This is a genomic window from Neorhizobium alkalisoli, from assembly GCF_007829835.1.
Lineage (GTDB): Bacteria > Pseudomonadota > Alphaproteobacteria > Rhizobiales > Rhizobiaceae > Neorhizobium.
On sequence record NZ_VIWP01000015.1, the window covers coordinates 62091 to 77001 of the forward strand.

At 59.8% G+C, this 14911-nt stretch carries 16 protein-coding genes; 9 read left to right on the top strand and 7 right to left on the bottom strand.

Translation table 11 applies throughout. From position 1 onward, the window contains the following. Positions 1 to 3: 3 nt before the first annotated feature. Both FHW37_RS30410 and FHW37_RS30415 read right to left on the bottom strand, forming a co-directional pair. A complete protein-coding gene (locus FHW37_RS30410; protein ID WP_145643309.1) occupies positions 4 to 438 on the bottom strand; it encodes a CBS domain-containing protein in 435 nt (144 codons plus the stop codon). Between the two features lie 90 nt (positions 439 to 528). Further along, positions 529 to 1293: a rhomboid family intramembrane serine protease gene (locus FHW37_RS30415; RefSeq protein ID WP_145643310.1), complete on the bottom strand. Its 765-nt coding sequence runs from the start codon at positions 1291 to 1293 to the stop codon at positions 529 to 531. A 178-nt stretch (positions 1294 to 1471) separates the two neighbouring features. Here FHW37_RS30415 and FHW37_RS30420 point away from each other — a divergent pair, with 178 nt between their 5' ends. The 5 genes from FHW37_RS30420 to FHW37_RS30440 all read left to right on the top strand — a co-directional run bounded on the left by FHW37_RS30420 (position 1472) and on the right by FHW37_RS30440 (position 6256). Continuing rightward, positions 1472 to 2083, top strand: a complete 612-nt coding sequence (locus tag FHW37_RS30420; RefSeq protein ID WP_145643311.1) for a PilZ domain-containing protein — start codon at positions 1472 to 1474, stop codon at positions 2081 to 2083. Positions 2084 to 2745: 662 nt separating this feature from the next. Then, positions 2746 to 3294, top strand: coding sequence for a transglutaminase-like cysteine peptidase (locus FHW37_RS30425; protein ID WP_246691012.1), 549 nt, complete (start codon positions 2746 to 2748; stop codon positions 3292 to 3294). 181 nt (positions 3295 to 3475) lie between these two features. Further along, the gene (locus FHW37_RS30430) at positions 3476 to 4219 is read left to right on the top strand and encodes a hypothetical protein (RefSeq protein WP_145643313.1); all 744 of its coding nucleotides are present in this window, start codon (positions 3476 to 3478) and stop codon (positions 4217 to 4219) included. A gap of 150 nt (positions 4220 to 4369) precedes the next feature. Next, positions 4370 to 5896, top strand: coding sequence for a D-alanyl-D-alanine carboxypeptidase (locus tag FHW37_RS30435; RefSeq protein WP_145643314.1), 1527 nt, complete (start codon positions 4370 to 4372; stop codon positions 5894 to 5896). Between the two features lie 90 nt (positions 5897 to 5986). Continuing rightward, positions 5987 to 6256, top strand: coding sequence for a hypothetical protein (locus FHW37_RS30440; protein WP_145643315.1), 270 nt, complete (start codon positions 5987 to 5989; stop codon positions 6254 to 6256). A gap of 3 nt (positions 6257 to 6259) precedes the next feature. On the opposite strand, the gene FHW37_RS30445 is transcribed toward FHW37_RS30440, so the two are convergent. Both FHW37_RS30445 and FHW37_RS30450 read right to left on the bottom strand, forming a co-directional pair. After that, positions 6260 to 6697, bottom strand: a complete 438-nt coding sequence (locus FHW37_RS30445) for a DUF1489 family protein (RefSeq protein WP_145643316.1) — start codon at positions 6695 to 6697, stop codon at positions 6260 to 6262. Between the two features lie 88 nt (positions 6698 to 6785). Continuing rightward, the gene (locus FHW37_RS30450) at positions 6786 to 8189 is read right to left on the bottom strand and encodes an L-serine ammonia-lyase (RefSeq protein ID WP_145643317.1); all 1404 of its coding nucleotides are present in this window, start codon (positions 8187 to 8189) and stop codon (positions 6786 to 6788) included. 218 nt (positions 8190 to 8407) lie between these two features. On the opposite strand from FHW37_RS30450, the gene FHW37_RS30455 reads away from it, so the two are divergent. Together FHW37_RS30455 and FHW37_RS30460 are read left to right on the top strand one after the other, a co-directional pair. After that, complete coding sequence (locus tag FHW37_RS30455) at positions 8408 to 9100, top strand: DUF599 domain-containing protein (RefSeq protein WP_145643318.1); 693 nt, start codon at positions 8408 to 8410, stop codon at positions 9098 to 9100. Positions 9101 to 9116: 16 nt separating this feature from the next. Continuing rightward, on the top strand, positions 9117 to 10112 hold the full coding sequence (locus FHW37_RS30460; RefSeq protein WP_145643319.1) for a DUF1624 domain-containing protein: 996 nt from the start codon (positions 9117 to 9119) through the stop codon (positions 10110 to 10112). 41 nt (positions 10113 to 10153) lie between these two features. On the opposite strand, the gene FHW37_RS30465 is transcribed toward FHW37_RS30460, so the two are convergent. After that, the gene (locus tag FHW37_RS30465; protein ID WP_186458479.1) at positions 10154 to 10558 is read right to left on the bottom strand and encodes a MerR family transcriptional regulator; all 405 of its coding nucleotides are present in this window, start codon (positions 10556 to 10558) and stop codon (positions 10154 to 10156) included. 57 nt (positions 10559 to 10615) lie between these two features. Continuing rightward, the gene (gene mgtE / locus FHW37_RS30470; RefSeq protein ID WP_145643321.1) at positions 10616 to 12034 is read right to left on the bottom strand and encodes a magnesium transporter; all 1419 of its coding nucleotides are present in this window, start codon (positions 12032 to 12034) and stop codon (positions 10616 to 10618) included. Between the two features lie 200 nt (positions 12035 to 12234). Here mgtE and FHW37_RS30475 point away from each other — a divergent pair, with 200 nt between their 5' ends. Beyond that, the gene (locus FHW37_RS30475; RefSeq protein ID WP_145643322.1) at positions 12235 to 12726 is read left to right on the top strand and encodes a peptide deformylase; all 492 of its coding nucleotides are present in this window, start codon (positions 12235 to 12237) and stop codon (positions 12724 to 12726) included. Between the two features lie 2 nt (positions 12727 to 12728). On the opposite strand, the gene FHW37_RS30480 is transcribed toward FHW37_RS30475, so the two are convergent. After that, positions 12729 to 14210, bottom strand: coding sequence for an NAD(P)H-hydrate dehydratase (locus FHW37_RS30480; RefSeq protein ID WP_145643323.1), 1482 nt, complete (start codon positions 14208 to 14210; stop codon positions 12729 to 12731). Positions 14211 to 14543: 333 nt separating this feature from the next. Between FHW37_RS30480 and FHW37_RS30485 the strand changes: the two genes are divergently transcribed. Continuing rightward, a complete protein-coding gene (locus tag FHW37_RS30485; RefSeq protein ID WP_011975544.1) occupies positions 14544 to 14882 on the top strand; it encodes a P-II family nitrogen regulator in 339 nt (112 codons plus the stop codon). Positions 14883 to 14911: the final 29 nt, after the last annotated feature.

Here is a 14911-nt window from a genome sequence, read left to right on the forward strand (position 1 = left end):
AGATCAGCCCGCGATATAGGCCTTGATATGCTCAGCCTCGGTCTCGACTTCGCGGATGCGCGCCTTGACGACGTCACCGATCGAGATGATCCCACAGAGCTTTCCATCTTTCTCGACCGGAAGGTGACGGAAACGGCCGGCGGTCATGATGCCCATCAGGTCATCTGCTGTCTGGTCTTCCTTGCCGCGCTGCACGGAAGTGGTCATGACCGTCTTGACGGCTTGACCGAGGACAGCAACGCCGTTCAAGGCAATGGCGCGGACGAAGTCGCGCTCTGTAAAAATGCCGGAAATACGATCTTCCATGCCGGTGATCACCACGGCACCGATCTTCTTTTCATTGAGAATGCTGGCGACTTCCAGCACCGTCTTGTCCGGATCGACTGTAACGACGTCCCGACCCTTGAGCTCGAGCATGTTCTTGACGGTAACTGGCATGGTCCTCTCCTCATTCAAAACGACCCAGAGAACCCCTCCTCCGGGTCTTTCCGACTTATTCGGGAAGTCTAGATCGGGTGCCTACCGAGATCAAGCATCGAGGATATGCTGCGACGGTATGACCTTCGGCAGGGGGTCGAACAGCTGAAAGAGCAGGAATCCGAATAGGAATCCGCCGATATGAGCATCCCAGGCGATCTCGCCGATATCTCCGCCCATCAGCGGCAAGCCGACAGCGATCAGCACATTGCCGAGCAGCCACATCAGCGTGAAGATCACGACTGTCCGGTTGCGGAATACGCCGAAGATCGACTGACGCGGATAAAGATGACCGTAGGTGCGGTCATAACCGCCGCGTGGCGGAAAGGCGAAACGGCAGGCCGCGCCCATCAGCGCCGAGACGACGCCCGATGCGCCGATCAGAAGCGTGGCACTTCCCCAGTTGAGCATGGCGTGGAAAAATGCGGCGGCGGCGGCCGAAAGGATCCAGAACAGGATGTAGCGCAGCGTACCTATCCGTCGCACAACAGGCGCGCCGAAAGCGGTGAGCCAGAGTGCGTTGAAGCCGATATGCTGAATATTGCCATGAAGCAGCGAATAGGTGACCGGCGTCCAGAGCCAGGCGGGATCTTCCAGTGTCAGCGGATAGATGTAACGCAGCGGCGTGAAGGCGAACCAGATCATCACCGAGGTCTGCATGTCCTCGCTGAGAAGATAGGCATCAACGGCGTAGATCACAGCCAGAAGCACGATCGTCACCACGAGGCTGCGCGGCAGATTGAACACCGGCTGCGACTGCGCCTCTTCCTGCAACACGTCCTCGCCTGCATCCTCCGCGTCCGGCCTGTCGTTCATGCATGCTCCCTTTCGCTAATGCCCGACAGCCATACAGGAGGGGCGTTGTGATGAAAAGCGAGCTCAGGAGCGTGGAGGCGGTTATGATCTCTTCGTTACCGCGCCAGAACGCAGTGGAACCTTATGTTAACGATAGAAGCCTAGTATCAATCAGAATTCACCCGAAAAAGCGCCCATCATGCACTCATTCCAGCCGGCTCAGCAAAAAGCCCCGACCGCAGCTCCGCAGCCGCGCGCATTCCAGCGCGTTGCCGTCAATGTTGCAGGACGCCTGATGCTGGCCGACCACCAGGAATATCCGTGCTCGGTGATCGACATGTCGCCGGGCGATGTCAGCTTTACCTGTGCTGCACGTCCGCGCGCCGGCGAACGGATCATCGCCTATCTCGATCACATGGGCCGTATCGAAGGCAATGTCGTCGAATTGACGGATGAGGGCTTTGCCATCTCCATCAACGCGACGGATCGCAAGCGTGAAAAGCTCGCCGCCCAGCTGACCTGGATTGCCAACAAGCACGAACTCGGCCTGCCGGAAGACCGTCGCCACGACCGTCTCGCACCGCGCAATACCCGTAGCGAGATCACGCTCGATGACGGTCGCCGTTATCCGTGCCGGATCATGGACCTTTCGCTCTCCGGCGCAGCAGTCGATCTGGAGATTCGCCCGGCACTCGGCACAGCCGTACGCCTTGGCAATATGCGTGGCCGCGTGGTGCGCCATTTCCTCGAAGGCGTCGCCATCGAGTTCAATTCAGTCCAGTCGCGCGAAACACTGACTGAGTTCCTCTAAGATCGAATAATTTCCGCCTTTCAGGAAATGGGTGCCGTATCGGCACACTATCGGCGGTCGCGCAGCTGCGATCGACCATAACCGCAAAGCCAAAACTTCCGCAGTCAACGCCATTGCCGTTAAAGACTGTGCCGTTCTGGGCGCCGGCAGGGCATTCACTGACGGGCATTTCAGGCTCGATTCCGGGAAAAAGACATCCGCGGCAATTTTTTTGTGCCTTTTCGAGATTTTTTTCGCGTCGTTTTTTGCGTGCCGGCACACCTGAAACGGCAATTTCCGCTGCAGGACAACCAGCCTTCAGCCTCGTTCATCAGCGGCTTACCGACCTGAAATTCACGCCCATCTGTCGAAATTCCGGCTGAGATGGCGTTTCGATGCCAAATAAAATCAGTTGCCTAGCGGCCGAAAAATCAAGTTTTCGAAGCATTTTATTCAAATTGCAGCCACCCGCCAAAGCCCCTGCTCCGCCTTTAGTCTTTACGTTTCCAAACCCGATTGCGTAAAATTTGAATATAATAAGCATCTGATTTTACTGCGATATTTTGCGGTCGCTAAAAAGCTGTCTGACATTGTCTGTCCCACAACGGGGAGACAAAAAAATGAATTGTCGCAAAGCTCTCGCAATCGCAGTCGCAGCATTTGGAATCATCACATTTTTCGCCATGCCGTCGCTCGCCGCACCGGCAGGAGCGATGCAGGTCATCGGCCGCGCCAACCAGCCGATCGGCCATTACGAATTCTGCAAGACCTATCAGAGCGAATGCGCTGCGACCTACAAGGACGCCGGCCCGCTGACGCTTACCGAGGATAACTGGCGCCAGCTTCTCGACGTCAATTACACGGTCAACACCTCGATCACGCCGATGACCGACCAGGAGATCTACGGCGTCGAAGAGCGCTGGGCCTATCCCCGCACCGTCGGCGACTGCGAGGACTTTGTTCTCCTGAAGCGCAAGATGCTCATGCAGAAGGGCTTTTCTCCGTCCGACCTGCTGATCACCGTCGTGCTGCAGCCGAGCGGCGAAGGTCATGCCGTGCTGACCGTACGCACCGATCGTGGCGATTTCATCCTCGACAACATGCGCAACAAGGTCATGCTCTGGACCGATACCGAATATACCTACCTGAAGCGTCAGTCGAACGACGATCCGGCCCGCTGGGTCAAGCTTCAGGATGGTCGCGCCACCGCCGTCGGCAGCGTCACCCAGTAACGCTTCCCCGATATCGATATCTTCAAGGCCGCGCCTCTCCGGAAGCGCGGCTTTTTCGTTTCCGGCATTCCGATTATTAAGTCCGCATTAACCATGATTAATCAAAGATGGAGATGCCGGGCGGGCTGTTTCATGTCCCTTTCCGCGACAACAGGGTATCGGCCGGTTTCGGAGAGCAGCCATGGCACATTCGGATATTGCCCCAGACGGCTCGGACGAGTCGCCGCTCCTTTCGAATTGCATCCTGTGGAAGCTGACATTTGCCATTGCGGCGCTGGCGCTGCTGACGCTGGGCATCAGCCTTGGAAGCCGCTGGCTTGGCGAAAGGATGGCCCTTGGTGGCCATACGGAAAGCCGCCAGGATTTTCTGGTGACGGTTGGCCAGGACCGGCTGAAGCTTGCCGCCAACACGATTCGCTTTCGCGACCAGCGGCATGATGGCGTCGTTGAACATGTCGACCTCTATCTCGCCTGGCCCGAACTCGAAGGTTACAGCGCCTCGCTTCGCTCGCGATTCGACGACATTTCACAGCCCGCTTCTTTGATTTTCCTGCAGCTTTCGCAAAGCATCATGTCGCGCGACATGTCCGGCCGGGTCGAGCCGATCTATACGCGGCTGTTCGACGGCCCGCCGGAAAAGGCACCTTTCGGCCTGACGCTTCATCGGATGCGCGCCGATAGCGGTTACGGCGAAGAAGTCGTGCTGACGGCACAGCAGGGATCGCAGGAACCCTATGCCGTGCGCTGCCTTCTGCCGATGCAGGGCGAGAAGCCTACCAATGGCGATTGCCAGCGCGATATCCGAGTCGGCCAGGACCTTACGATTCTCTACCGATTCTCCAGCGGGTTGCTGCGTGATTGGCGCCAGATCGACTCGGCAGTTCGTGCATTTGTCGAAAAGCGCCTGGTCGACGGACGCGGCTGAATCACCCCGAATCCCTTGGCGGCAATGGATAAAATGCGGCAGATCGGGGAAAGCGGTCATTCATCATAAACCTCTTGGTAACGCTGTTCTCCTAGAGTGCCCGCAACGGTCGTAAGCGGGGGCTGCGTCCGGAAACAAATAAAAAACTCCATGCAAGCGATGAGTGCGGCAGTGTCGAAGAGCATGTTTTCCACAACCCTTCCCAAGGGTCGCGTGGCACGCCCGGGGCGAGTTCTCGGTTACATTTTTACGATCGTTTTGGCGGCTTCGAGTTTTGCCTCGGCAGCTCATGCCGATCCGAAATTTGCAGGCATCGTCGTTGACGCAAAGACCGGCAAGGTTCTTTACAGCGAAGATCCGGATGGTCTTCGTTACCCCGCATCGTTGACCAAGATGATGACCCTCTATCTGACGTTCGAAGCGCTGGAAGCCCGTCGCATCAGCCTCGACACAGCTGTTCCGGTCTCCGCTCACGCCGCTTCCGAACCGCCGTCCAAGCTTGGCGTCCGCCCCGGCGGCTCGATCACCGTCGATCAGGCTATCCGCGCCCTCGTCACCCGCTCGGCCAACGATATGGCGACGGCTCTCGGCGAATTCGTCGGCGGCTCCGAAGATCGCTTCGCGCAGATGATGACCAACAAGGCCCGTGCGCTCGGCATGACGCGCACCACCTATCGCAATGCCAACGGCCTGCCCAACACGGCGCAGATGACGACGGCTCGCGATCAGGCGCGCCTCGGCATGGCCCTTCGCCAGCATTTTCCGCAGTATTACGGCTATTTCTCGCTGCGCAGCTTTACCTATGGTCGCCAGGTCATCGGCAACCACAATCGCCTCGTCGGTACCGTTAAGGGCGTCGATGGCATCAAGACCGGTTATACCCGGGCAGCAGGCAGCAACCTCGCGACCTCGGCTCAGCTCGACGGACGCTCGATCGTTGCCGTCATCCTCGGCGGTCGCTCCAGCGCTGCCCGTGATGCGACGATGCGCAAGCTGGTTGCCGAATATCTGCCCAAGGCTTCGTCCCGCGGCGGTGACAGCAATCTGATTTCCCAGGCTCCTTCTGCTCCGGTCCCGACGCCGACTGCTCCGGTGTCTTCGCTGCCGCGTGTCGCCGCTGCCGCATCGGATGCACGCCAGACGGCCGCCTTCGATCTCCCGAACAGCGTTCCGACGCCTGGTGCCCGTTATAACGAGCCGGCAGCGCCTGTTGCGACCGCCTATATGGGCGAATCCTCCCAGAAGCGCGTTGCTTCGGATGCATTGAACTCTGCCATGACCGCGCCTCCGGCTGCGATCCCGACCCCTGCCCCGGAATATGTTCCGAAGCGCCCGGGTGCCGGTGAACGCTCGGATCTCGCAAAGGTCCAGGTGGATGAGGTTACGACCGCCTCGACCCGCGAACCGGCACGGCCGTCCGCGCAGTTGGCCGAGGGCTGGGTCATTCAGATCGGCGCTTCTCCCAACGAGAAGATGGCCTACGAACTCCTGCAGGATGCGCAGGATAAAGGCGGCAAGGTATTGCGTTCCGCCAAACCCTTCACGATCGCCTTCAACAGCAATGGCGGCCAGATCTATCGCGCTCGCTTCGGTGGCTTCGGCGACCAGAAGCAGGCTGTCGATGCCTGCAACGTCTTGAAGAAGAAGGGCATCAGCTGCTGGGCATCGCTGCAGTAAGCAGCGGTGGCCTTTCGGCCTAACTTAAAAGTACCCGCGCCGTTCGCGGCGCGGTGGAATCTCGACTGTAATGCGTAAACGGGGTTTCCTATGGCAGTAAACGAAAACAATGCGGACTTCGCCTTTGGCGCTGTTCCCAAATTCAAGGCCCGCGGTGTCGCGCTCAATCCGCTGCACGAGGCTGCGATGAGATTGGCGGGAATGGGGCTTAGCCGTTCCAAGGAAAAGACGAAGGATCTCGTCTCGATGCTTCTGAGCCATGGCGCCCGCGCCTGGCGCCAGGGCCAGCCGCAGGCGGAGATCCACCTTCACGTCACCATGCGTTCGGGACGTGCGCCTGTCCGCATCAAGCTGCGCTGAATATCAGAGCAGACCGAGCTCAGCGAGCTCGCGGCGAAGATCTTCCGGCAGCTTAGCCACGTCTTCGCCGAGCTTTCCAAGATCCGGCGGCGCATCGTCGCCGGAAAGGTAGCGCCAGCCCTGGAACGGCCGTTTCGGCTGAGGCGCGGTTTCGATGACTTCCGGGCCAAGCATCAGCTCACAGCGCTGAATGCCATCACCGCCCGTCACCGTGCGAAGACCAAGAAGCTTTTGGCGCGCGGACACCTGCCCTTTGATCACCCAATAGAGCGATCCATCCTCAAGCAGTTCTTCGACCCGCTTGGGCACCATGCGCGTCGTATGGATGCTGTGCGGCTCGAGACCGGCGGCGATGGCGTTGAACGACCGTTCCGCCACCCATTCCCTCAGATCCTCGATCGAATCGGCGCCGACGCAAAGTTTGACAAGATGTAGAGCCATGGTCCCTTCAAAGACCTATCCGTGTTTCCGGTCAAGCTGCCGCTGTTACGCGGCGGTTGATAACCCGATCAACACTCGACGACCCCAGTCAACATTCCACGACATTGACGGCAAGACCGCCGGTCGAGGTTTCCTTGTATTTCTCGCTCATGTCATTGCCGGTCTGGCGCATGGTCTCGATACAGGCGTCGAGCGGCACGAAATGGGTACCGTCGCCCTTGAGCGCCAATGAGGCAGCCGTCACGGCCTTGACCGCACCCAGCGCATTGCGCTCGATGCAGGGCACCTGAACAAGGCCGGCGACCGGATCGCAGGTCATGCCGAGATGATGCTCCAGCGCGATTTCGGCGGCGTTCTCGATCTGCTCCGGCGAACCTCCCATGACGGCGGCCAGGCCCGCAGCCGCCATCGCAGCCGCCGACCCGACCTCGCCCTGACAGCCGACTTCGGCGCCCGAGATCGAGGCATTGTGCTTGATTATGCCGCCGACAGCCGCCGCCGTCAGCAGAAAGTTGCGGGTATCCTCGGTCGTCGCATCCTCGTGGAAATGCAGGTAATAACGGATCGTCGCCGGAATGACGCCAGCCGCTCCGTTGGTCGGCGCCGTTACCACCCGGCCACCGCCGGCATTCTCTTCATTGACGGCCATCGCATAGACGCTCAGCCAGTCATTGGCGAGAAGCGGGTTCATGCGGTTGGAGCGCCATTCCTCGTTCAGCTTGTCGTGGATCGCCCTTGCACGGCGGCGGACCTTCAGCCCGCCCGGCATGATTCCATCGACCTTGAGGCCGCGATCGATACAGCTCTTCATCGCGTCCCAGATCCGGTCGAGACCGTCGTCCAGCTCGCCGGCGCTCATTTTCGTCAGCTCATTGGCGCGCTTCATCTGAGCGATCGTCAGCCCCGAGCCGTGCGACATGTCCAGCATCTGCTTGGCTGAAGAAAATGGATAGGGCACTCGCGAATCGCCGGCAGCCGCCTTCTGCGAACCGCGCATCGCCTCGAGCTCGGTATCGGTCACCACGAAACCGCCGCCGATCGAATAATAGATCCGCTTCAAAAGCAGCCGGCCATCGCGATCATAGGCGGAAAAGCTCATTCCGTTGGCATGGCCCGGAAGCGGCTGCTTCTTGTCGAAGATCAGGTCCGTCTTCGGTTGGAATTCATAGGCCGGATGGCCGGGCGGCGTTACCTTGCCGCTCGCCTCGACCACTTCGATAATCGCATCCATCCGGTCGGGATCGACATGCGCAGGCTCCTCGCCCATCAGGCCGAGGATGACCGCCCTGCCCGTTCCATGGCCGATGCCGGTAAAGGCGAGCGAGCCGTGCAGGCTGACCTTCAGCCCATCCACATGCGCGCCGGCCGGTCGCGGCCATTCGTTGGAGAGAATGAGCGCAAGGAAGCGGTTGGCAGCCGACATAGGTCCCATCGTGTGGGAACTTGAAGGACCGATACCGATCTTGAAAACGTCGAAGACGGACAGAAACATGAAAACCCACGCGGCGGAGTGTTGGATGATGAAATGCTAAGCCAAACCGCTCCGCATATCAGGCGGCGGCCCGACATCCGGTTTGACCAGCGCGACATGGGACGAATATAGGCGTCGCCGGCTGCGTCTACCACAGCTCGCCCCTTGCCCCTAGGCCTGAAAAAAAGCATGACGAAGGCTGGATAGATGGCAAACCTTCTTGAGTCCCGGTGAGGCCCATGACGATCGCAGACTATATCGCGCTTGCATTCTTTGCCGTCCTCTGGACGCTTTACAGCTGGCTGACAGCCGGAGCCGGAAGCCGGCTCTTTCCGCGCCTCAGCCTCAACCGCGCCATGGCGGAGCGCCGCAAGCGCTGGATCTACAATTCGCTGCGCCGTGACCTGAAGATGATCGACACCCAGATCATGGCCGGCCTGCAGAACGGAACCGCATTTTTCGCCTCGACCTCCGTGCTTGCGATCGGCGGCTGTTTCGCCCTGCTCGGCGCGACCGAAAAGGTGGAGGCCGTCTTCACCAACCTGCCCTTCGTTGCCTATAGCGGCCGCACCGCCTTCGAGCTGAAGGTCGCGGGTCTCACCTTCGTGTTCGGTTACGCCTTCTTCAAATTCGGCTGGTCCTATCGCCTGTTCAACTACTGCACGATCCTGTTCGGCGCCCTGCCGATGATGCACGACGTCAATGCCGACAGGGCAGAGGCCGAACGGGCTGCGGACCAGGTCGTGCGGATGAACACGATCGCGGCGAAAAACTTCAATGCCGGGCTGCGCGCGCTTTTCCTGTCGATCGGATATCTCGGCTGGTTTGCAGGCCCCTACTTTTTCATGGCGACGACTGCCTTCGTCGTCTTCGTTTTGACACGCCGGCAATATTTCTCTGAGGCGCGGCTGGCGCTGATGGATATCGACTGAGTTAGGAAAGAAAAACGTGACTTTCGCCGAAAGCGACAACTCCGCCCGCCGCGTGCCACGTATCACGCTCATCGATACCCTGCGCGGCGTGGCACTCATCGCCATGGCGACCTACCATTTCACCTGGGATCTCGAATTCTTCGGTTATGTCGATCCCGGCACTGCGACGCAGGGGTTTTTCCGCATCTATGCCCGCTGTATCGCCAGCTCTTTCCTGTTTCTGGCGGGTGTTTCCCTTGTCCTCGCCAATACGCCCGACATCCGCTGGCGCCCCTTCTGGAAACGGTTCGCCGTCATAGCCGCAGCCGCTATCGTGGTCAGCGTCGGCACGTATTTCCTGTTTGCCGACGAGTGGATCTATTTCGGCATCCTGCACAACATTGCCATCTCCAGCCTGATCGGCCTTGCCTTTATCGGCATGCCGGCGCTGCTCACGGCCGCGATCGCAGTTCTGGTCGTGATCGGCCTGCTGTTCGACTATTTCTGGATGCCGGGCGTGCTCGATCTTGCCACGTTCGATACGCGATGGCTGAGCTGGATCGGCTTTGCCGAAATGCCACCGCGCTCCAACGACTACGTGCCGCTGTTTCCCTGGATCGCAGCCCCGCTAGCCGGCATCGCTCTGGCAAGGCTTGCGGTCGATCGGCAGTGGCTGCATGGCCTTGCCCGGATCCAGACCAAGGGCAATATTCTCTCTAAGGCGGGCCGGCACAGCCTCGTCATCTATCTCGTGCATCAGCCGGTGCTGATCGGCCTCGTCTACCTGTTTTCGCTGGTTCATCCGGCGCCGCCGCCGGACCCGCGGCGCGGTTACGTGCTGAGCTGCGAAATGAGCTGTCAGCGTACCGCCGATGCAAAGCTCTGCACCAGTTTCTGCGGCTGCACAGCCGACCGTCTGATCGCCGAAAACCTGATGACGCCTTTGCAGAACGGTACGGTTGCACCACAGGACGACCGCATCCAGACAATTGCCAATGAATGTTCGATGGCGGCAGAAAAGCCCAAGCCGTGACGGTTTGTTATAGCGGTTTGCGCTGACGGTTTGTCGGCAGCTTAGGTGCCGACACCGATTTCGGCGAGGCGCGTGAGGCATGCCTCTTCGACATTGCCGAGCTCGGCCAGGGTCTCGTCGATATCCTTGCGCTTCTGGCGCAGCTCGTCACGCTTTTCATCGACGCGCTTCATCAGAAGCTTCAGCTGGCCCATCTCGCCAGGCGGTTCCTTGTAGATCTGGATGATCTCGCGGATCTCGGCGATGGTGAAGCCGATACGGCGGCCCCGGAGAATTTCCTGAATGAGACGGCGGTCAGTCGCTCTAAACAGCCGGGTGCGGCCACGCCGCTCCGGGTGGATAAGGCCTTCGTCCTCATAGAAGCGAAGCGTGCGGGTCGAGACGCCGAATTCCCGCGTCAGTTCTGTAATGCTATAATATTTGTTCACGGCGAGATCCTGATACATCGGTCAAAAATAATTGACTTTTACGTAACAGTCAATTTTTGCCGAAGCCCGTCTCCATCAACTGATGGCAAACCACCAGGTCGCCAGCCCCAGGAACGAGAAAAAGCCGGTCGTATCGGTGATCGCCGTCACGAAGACCGCCGACGAAACGGCAGGGTCCGCCCCTGCACGGTCGAGCAGAAGCGGGATCATGATGCCGGCCATTGCGGCCGCAAACATGTTGATCACCATCGCGGTCGCAATCAGGCCGCCGATATGCGGGTCGCCGAACCAGATACCTGCGACGGTTCCGACCAGCGTGCCGATGACAGCACCGTTGATCAGGCCGACGCCGACTTCACGTCGTGCCACGCGCCAGGCATTGTGGATATCGAGATTGCGGGTCGCAAGCGCCCGCACCGTCACCGTCATGGTCTGGGAGCCGGCATTGCCGCCCATGCCGGCCACGATCGGCATCAGGATGGCGAGAGCAACGACCTGTTCGATCGTCGCCTCGAACAACGAAATGACCGAGGCAGACATGAAGGCCGTGAGCAGGTTGACCAGCAGCCACGGCACGCGGGAACGAGACGTATCGACGACGCTGTCGGACAGTTCTTCGTCGCCGACGCCGCTCATGCGCATAAAGTCTTCTTCGGCCTCTTCCTGGATGACGTCGACGACGTCATCGATGGTGAGAACGCCGACGAGGCGGCCATTGTCATCGACAACCGCAGCGGACAGAAGGTCATATTGTTCGAAGAGCTGGGCGGCCTCTTCCTGGTCCATGTCGGCGGGAATGGGGTGGTTGGTTTCCCGCGCGATCGTCTCGATTTTCACCAGCCGCTGGGTGCGCAGGATCTTGTCGAGATCGACGACGCCGAGCAGCTTGAAGGTCGGGTCGATAACGAAGATCTGGGTAAAGCTTTCCGGCAGTTCCTCGTCTTCGCGCATATAGTCGATCGTCTGCCCGACCGTCCAGAATGGCGGCACCGCGACGAACTCGGTCTGCATGCGGCGGCCGGCCGAGCTTTCCGGATAATCGAGCGCCCGGCGCAACCGCACCCGCTCGGTAAAGGGCAGCTTTGCGAGGATCTCTTCTCGGTCCTCGTGGTCGAGGTCTTCGAGAATGTAGACCGCATCGTCCGAATCGAGTTCACCGATCGCCGCGGCGATCTGCTCGTTCGGCATCTGATCGACGATTTCGAGACGGATCGCCTCGTCCACCTCGGTCAAGGCGGTCAGGTCGAAATCCTTGCCGAGCAATCGCACCAGCGCCTGACGCTGGTCGGGCAGGATCGATTCGAGCAGGTCGCCGAGTTCCGATTCGTGCAGTTTCGCCACATGCTGGCGCAGGAAAAGCACGTCGCGGTCGGCGATCGCCGCGCCGACCATGGCAAGAAAGCGGGGCCGAACCGCACCGTCCTCGGTATAGATATCGTGGACGGTCTCGTCTGTCCGGGGGCGGTTGCGGATGTCTTCGCCGATATCGCTCATGCCGCCCTCGCCACTTGCACTTGATCCTCACGAGAATGGCGGGCGAAAGCCGAATGTCAACAACCGGATAGCCCGCAGCAAACTCTTCGCTCTTGCCGCCTTACGTCCAGCTAGAGCAAATGCTAGCGAGGGTCCAGCCCATCGGCTGCGGCGCGCTGCCGCGAGCACCAGATCGGCGAAAGTGCGAGAAAGGATATGCCATGGCCGTTCTGAAAATACTGCGCTACCCGGATCCCGGTCTTTCACAGCCCTGCAAGGCCGTGGAGCGTTTTGACGACGCGTTGCGCGGCCTCGCAGACGATCTTCTGGAGACCATGCGCGCCGCTCCGGGCGTCGGCATTACCGCTGCCCATGTCGGCGTCTACACCCGCCTCGTCGTGCTGGAACTGTCGGCCAGCGCAGGGCCTCTCTTCTACGTCAATCCGGAAATCGTCGAGACCGGCACCCAGACGATCATTCATACCGAAGGCAGTGTTTCCATGCCGGGCGCGACCGAGGAGATAGAACGTCCGGCAAAGATCCGCATGCGCTGGCAGGATCTTTCGGGCGGCGTGCACGAGGATGATTTTACCGGTTTTCATGCCGTCTGCCTGCAGCACGAGATCGACCAGCTCGATGGGCTGTTCTGGCTCCGCCGACTATCGCGGATAAAGCGTGATCGTGTGATCAAGCGCTGGCAGAAGAGCCACTGACCTTATCCTTCGAGCGATACACCGGCATGGATCGCCAGATCCTCGGCGGTCAGATCGCTGCCGGCGCGCTTTCCGGCCTCGCCATGCAGATAGACGCCCGCCGCCGCTGCCTCGAAGGCAGGCATCCCCTGTGCCATCAATGCGCCGATCATGCCGGCAAGAACATCGCCCGAACCGGCGGTGGCAAGCCAGGGCGGCCCGTTGGTGTTGATCAGCGCGCGACCATCCGGCGCGGCAACAACGGTATCGGCACCCTTATAGACGATCGCGGCATGCGCGCGGCCCGCGGCCCTGATCGCCTTCTCGACCTTGCCGAGATCCGGGTCTGCGGCGATATCGGGAAACAGCCGGCCGAATTCGCCTTCATGCGGGGTCAGGACCAGCCGTGTCTCGCCGTCAGAAAATGCTTCGAAAAGGGTATTGCGATCATCCTTGAAGGATGTGATGCCATCCGCATCGAGGACCAGCGGCCGGTCCTTCAGCGCCATCACAAAATCCCTCGCCTTTTCACCAATCCCGAATCCGGGGCCGAGCACGAAGGCTGAGATCTTGGCGCTGTCGAGCCAGGCTTTCAGATCGCCCACCGTATCAATTCCATGCAGCATGATCGCAGTCAGGGATGCGGCATTGACGGCGATTGCATCGGCAGGAGCAGCGACGGTCACCAGACCGGCACCCCGCTTCAACCCGGCAAGCGCTGCAAGGCGGGCTGCACCGGTCTTCGTGCCGGGGCCGGAAAATACGGCGAGGTGGCCACGCCAGTATTTATGGGTCTCTGCAGCAATCGAGGGAAAGGCGCCGAGCCAGAATTCCGGCGCGTTTTCGGCGGTACACCCCGCCTTGCTTCTGACGAGCCGCATGGGAATGCCGATGTCGAAAACCTCGGTCTCGCCGCAAAGCTCCCTGCCCGGCATCAACAGATGGCCTGGTTTGCGCGCCATGAAGGTGATGGTTCTTTCGGCGCGGAAGGCAGCGCCGAGCGGCGTGCCACGTCGACCGCAGAGACCCGATGGAAGATCGACCGCCAGCACCGGAAGTTTCGCTTCGGCAATCTGCCCGATGATGGCCTTGACGACTTCGGGCACATTCCTGGAAAGACCGGCGCCGAAAAGGGCATCGATGACCACATCTCCCGCCTGCGGACGATAATGCCCGAGGGGCTCGATCTCGCCTGTATAGGCTGCCTGCGCCCGTGCGGCGTCACCGCGTAGCCGGGATACGTCCGTCAGGGAATAGACGGCACAGGCAGCTCCCGCCTCCCGAAGCACAGAAGCCGCAACGTACCCATCCCCGCCATTATTGCCCGGCCCACAGAGAACGACGAAACGCAACGCGCCGGGAAAATATCTGAGCGCCGAGGCCGCGACCGCGCCACCCGCCCGTAGCATCAGCGCAAAGCTGTCGAGACCGTAGTCGGTGGCGGCCGCATCGACAGCCGTCATTTCTTCGGGAGTGAGCAGAAGGTGATCGCGCTTTGTTTCCATCAGCCCATTGAACGAAAAACAGGCGCCAAAACAAGCCGGATATTGTGGTTATTATTTATGCATTTGCACTCAAAATAACCTTATAAAGCAATCCTTAAAGTGCTCACCTGATTCCCGAATTTGCTCCGAAATTGATCAAAATCACTTCGCAATGCACAAAAAAGCTGTCCGACAACTCCGATTTCACCCTCAATTCGCAGGAAACTGAGAAGATTTCGCTCAAACCGGCATTATTTTTTTGAAAGCGTCTCAAGAGTTTGGCACGATATCTGCATCGAAATGGGCGGTCGGGCAAAAGCCCGACTAAGGGGAGAAGCGGAGAGTTTGTTTCTCATGAAAAAGATCGAAGCGATCATCAAGCCTTTCAAGCTCGACGAAGTGAAGGAAGCCCTTCAGGAAGTCGGTCTTCAGGGTATTACGGTTACCGAGGCCAAGGGTTTTGGCCGCCAGAAGGGCCATACCGAGCTTTATCGGGGCGCTGAATATGTCGTCGACTTCCTGCCGAAGGTGAAGGTCGAAGTCGTGCTTGCCGACGAAAATGCGGAAGCCGTCATCGAAGCCATCCGCAATGCGGCACAGACTGGACGGATCGGAGACGGCAAGATATTCGTGTCCAATGTGGAGGAAGTGATCCGCATCCGTACGGGAGAGACGGGGATCGATGCAATCTGACCGGGGCTGAACGCCCGGGTCCTATCGTC

Bases quoted from the DNA above. Each gene is read 5' to 3' on its own strand.
- FHW37_RS30480 (WP_145643323.1), bottom strand. From the start codon at position 14,210: ATGGAAACAAAGCGCGATCACCTTCTGCTCACTCCCGAAGAAATGACG.
- FHW37_RS30450 (WP_145643317.1), bottom strand. From the start codon at position 8,189: ATGTTTCTGTCCGTCTTCGACGTTTTCAAGATCGGTATCGGTCCTTCA.
- FHW37_RS30465 (WP_186458479.1), bottom strand. From the start codon at position 10,558: ATGTATCAGGATCTCGCCGTGAACAAATATTATAGCATTACAGAACTG.
- FHW37_RS30485 (WP_011975544.1), top strand. From the start codon at position 14,544: ATGAAAAAGATCGAAGCGATCATCAAGCCTTTCAAGCTCGACGAAGTG.
- FHW37_RS30420 (WP_145643311.1), top strand. From the start codon at position 1,472: ATGCACTCATTCCAGCCGGCTCAGCAAAAAGCCCCGACCGCAGCTCCG.
- FHW37_RS30455 (WP_145643318.1), top strand. From the start codon at position 8,408: ATGACGATCGCAGACTATATCGCGCTTGCATTCTTTGCCGTCCTCTGG.
- FHW37_RS30415 (WP_145643310.1), bottom strand. From the start codon at position 1,293: ATGAACGACAGGCCGGACGCGGAGGATGCAGGCGAGGACGTGTTGCAG.
- FHW37_RS30430 (WP_145643313.1), top strand. From the start codon at position 3,476: ATGGCACATTCGGATATTGCCCCAGACGGCTCGGACGAGTCGCCGCTC.
- FHW37_RS30435 (WP_145643314.1), top strand. From the start codon at position 4,370: ATGCAAGCGATGAGTGCGGCAGTGTCGAAGAGCATGTTTTCCACAACC.
- FHW37_RS30410 (WP_145643309.1), bottom strand. From the start codon at position 438: ATGCCAGTTACCGTCAAGAACATGCTCGAGCTCAAGGGTCGGGACGTC.
- FHW37_RS30440 (WP_145643315.1), top strand. From the start codon at position 5,987: ATGGCAGTAAACGAAAACAATGCGGACTTCGCCTTTGGCGCTGTTCCC.
- FHW37_RS30475 (WP_145643322.1), top strand. From the start codon at position 12,235: ATGGCCGTTCTGAAAATACTGCGCTACCCGGATCCCGGTCTTTCACAG.
- FHW37_RS30425 (WP_246691012.1), top strand. From the start codon at position 2,746: ATGCCGTCGCTCGCCGCACCGGCAGGAGCGATGCAGGTCATCGGCCGC.
- FHW37_RS30445 (WP_145643316.1), bottom strand. From the start codon at position 6,697: ATGGCTCTACATCTTGTCAAACTTTGCGTCGGCGCCGATTCGATCGAG.
- mgtE (WP_145643321.1), bottom strand. From the start codon at position 12,034: ATGAGCGATATCGGCGAAGACATCCGCAACCGCCCCCGGACAGACGAG.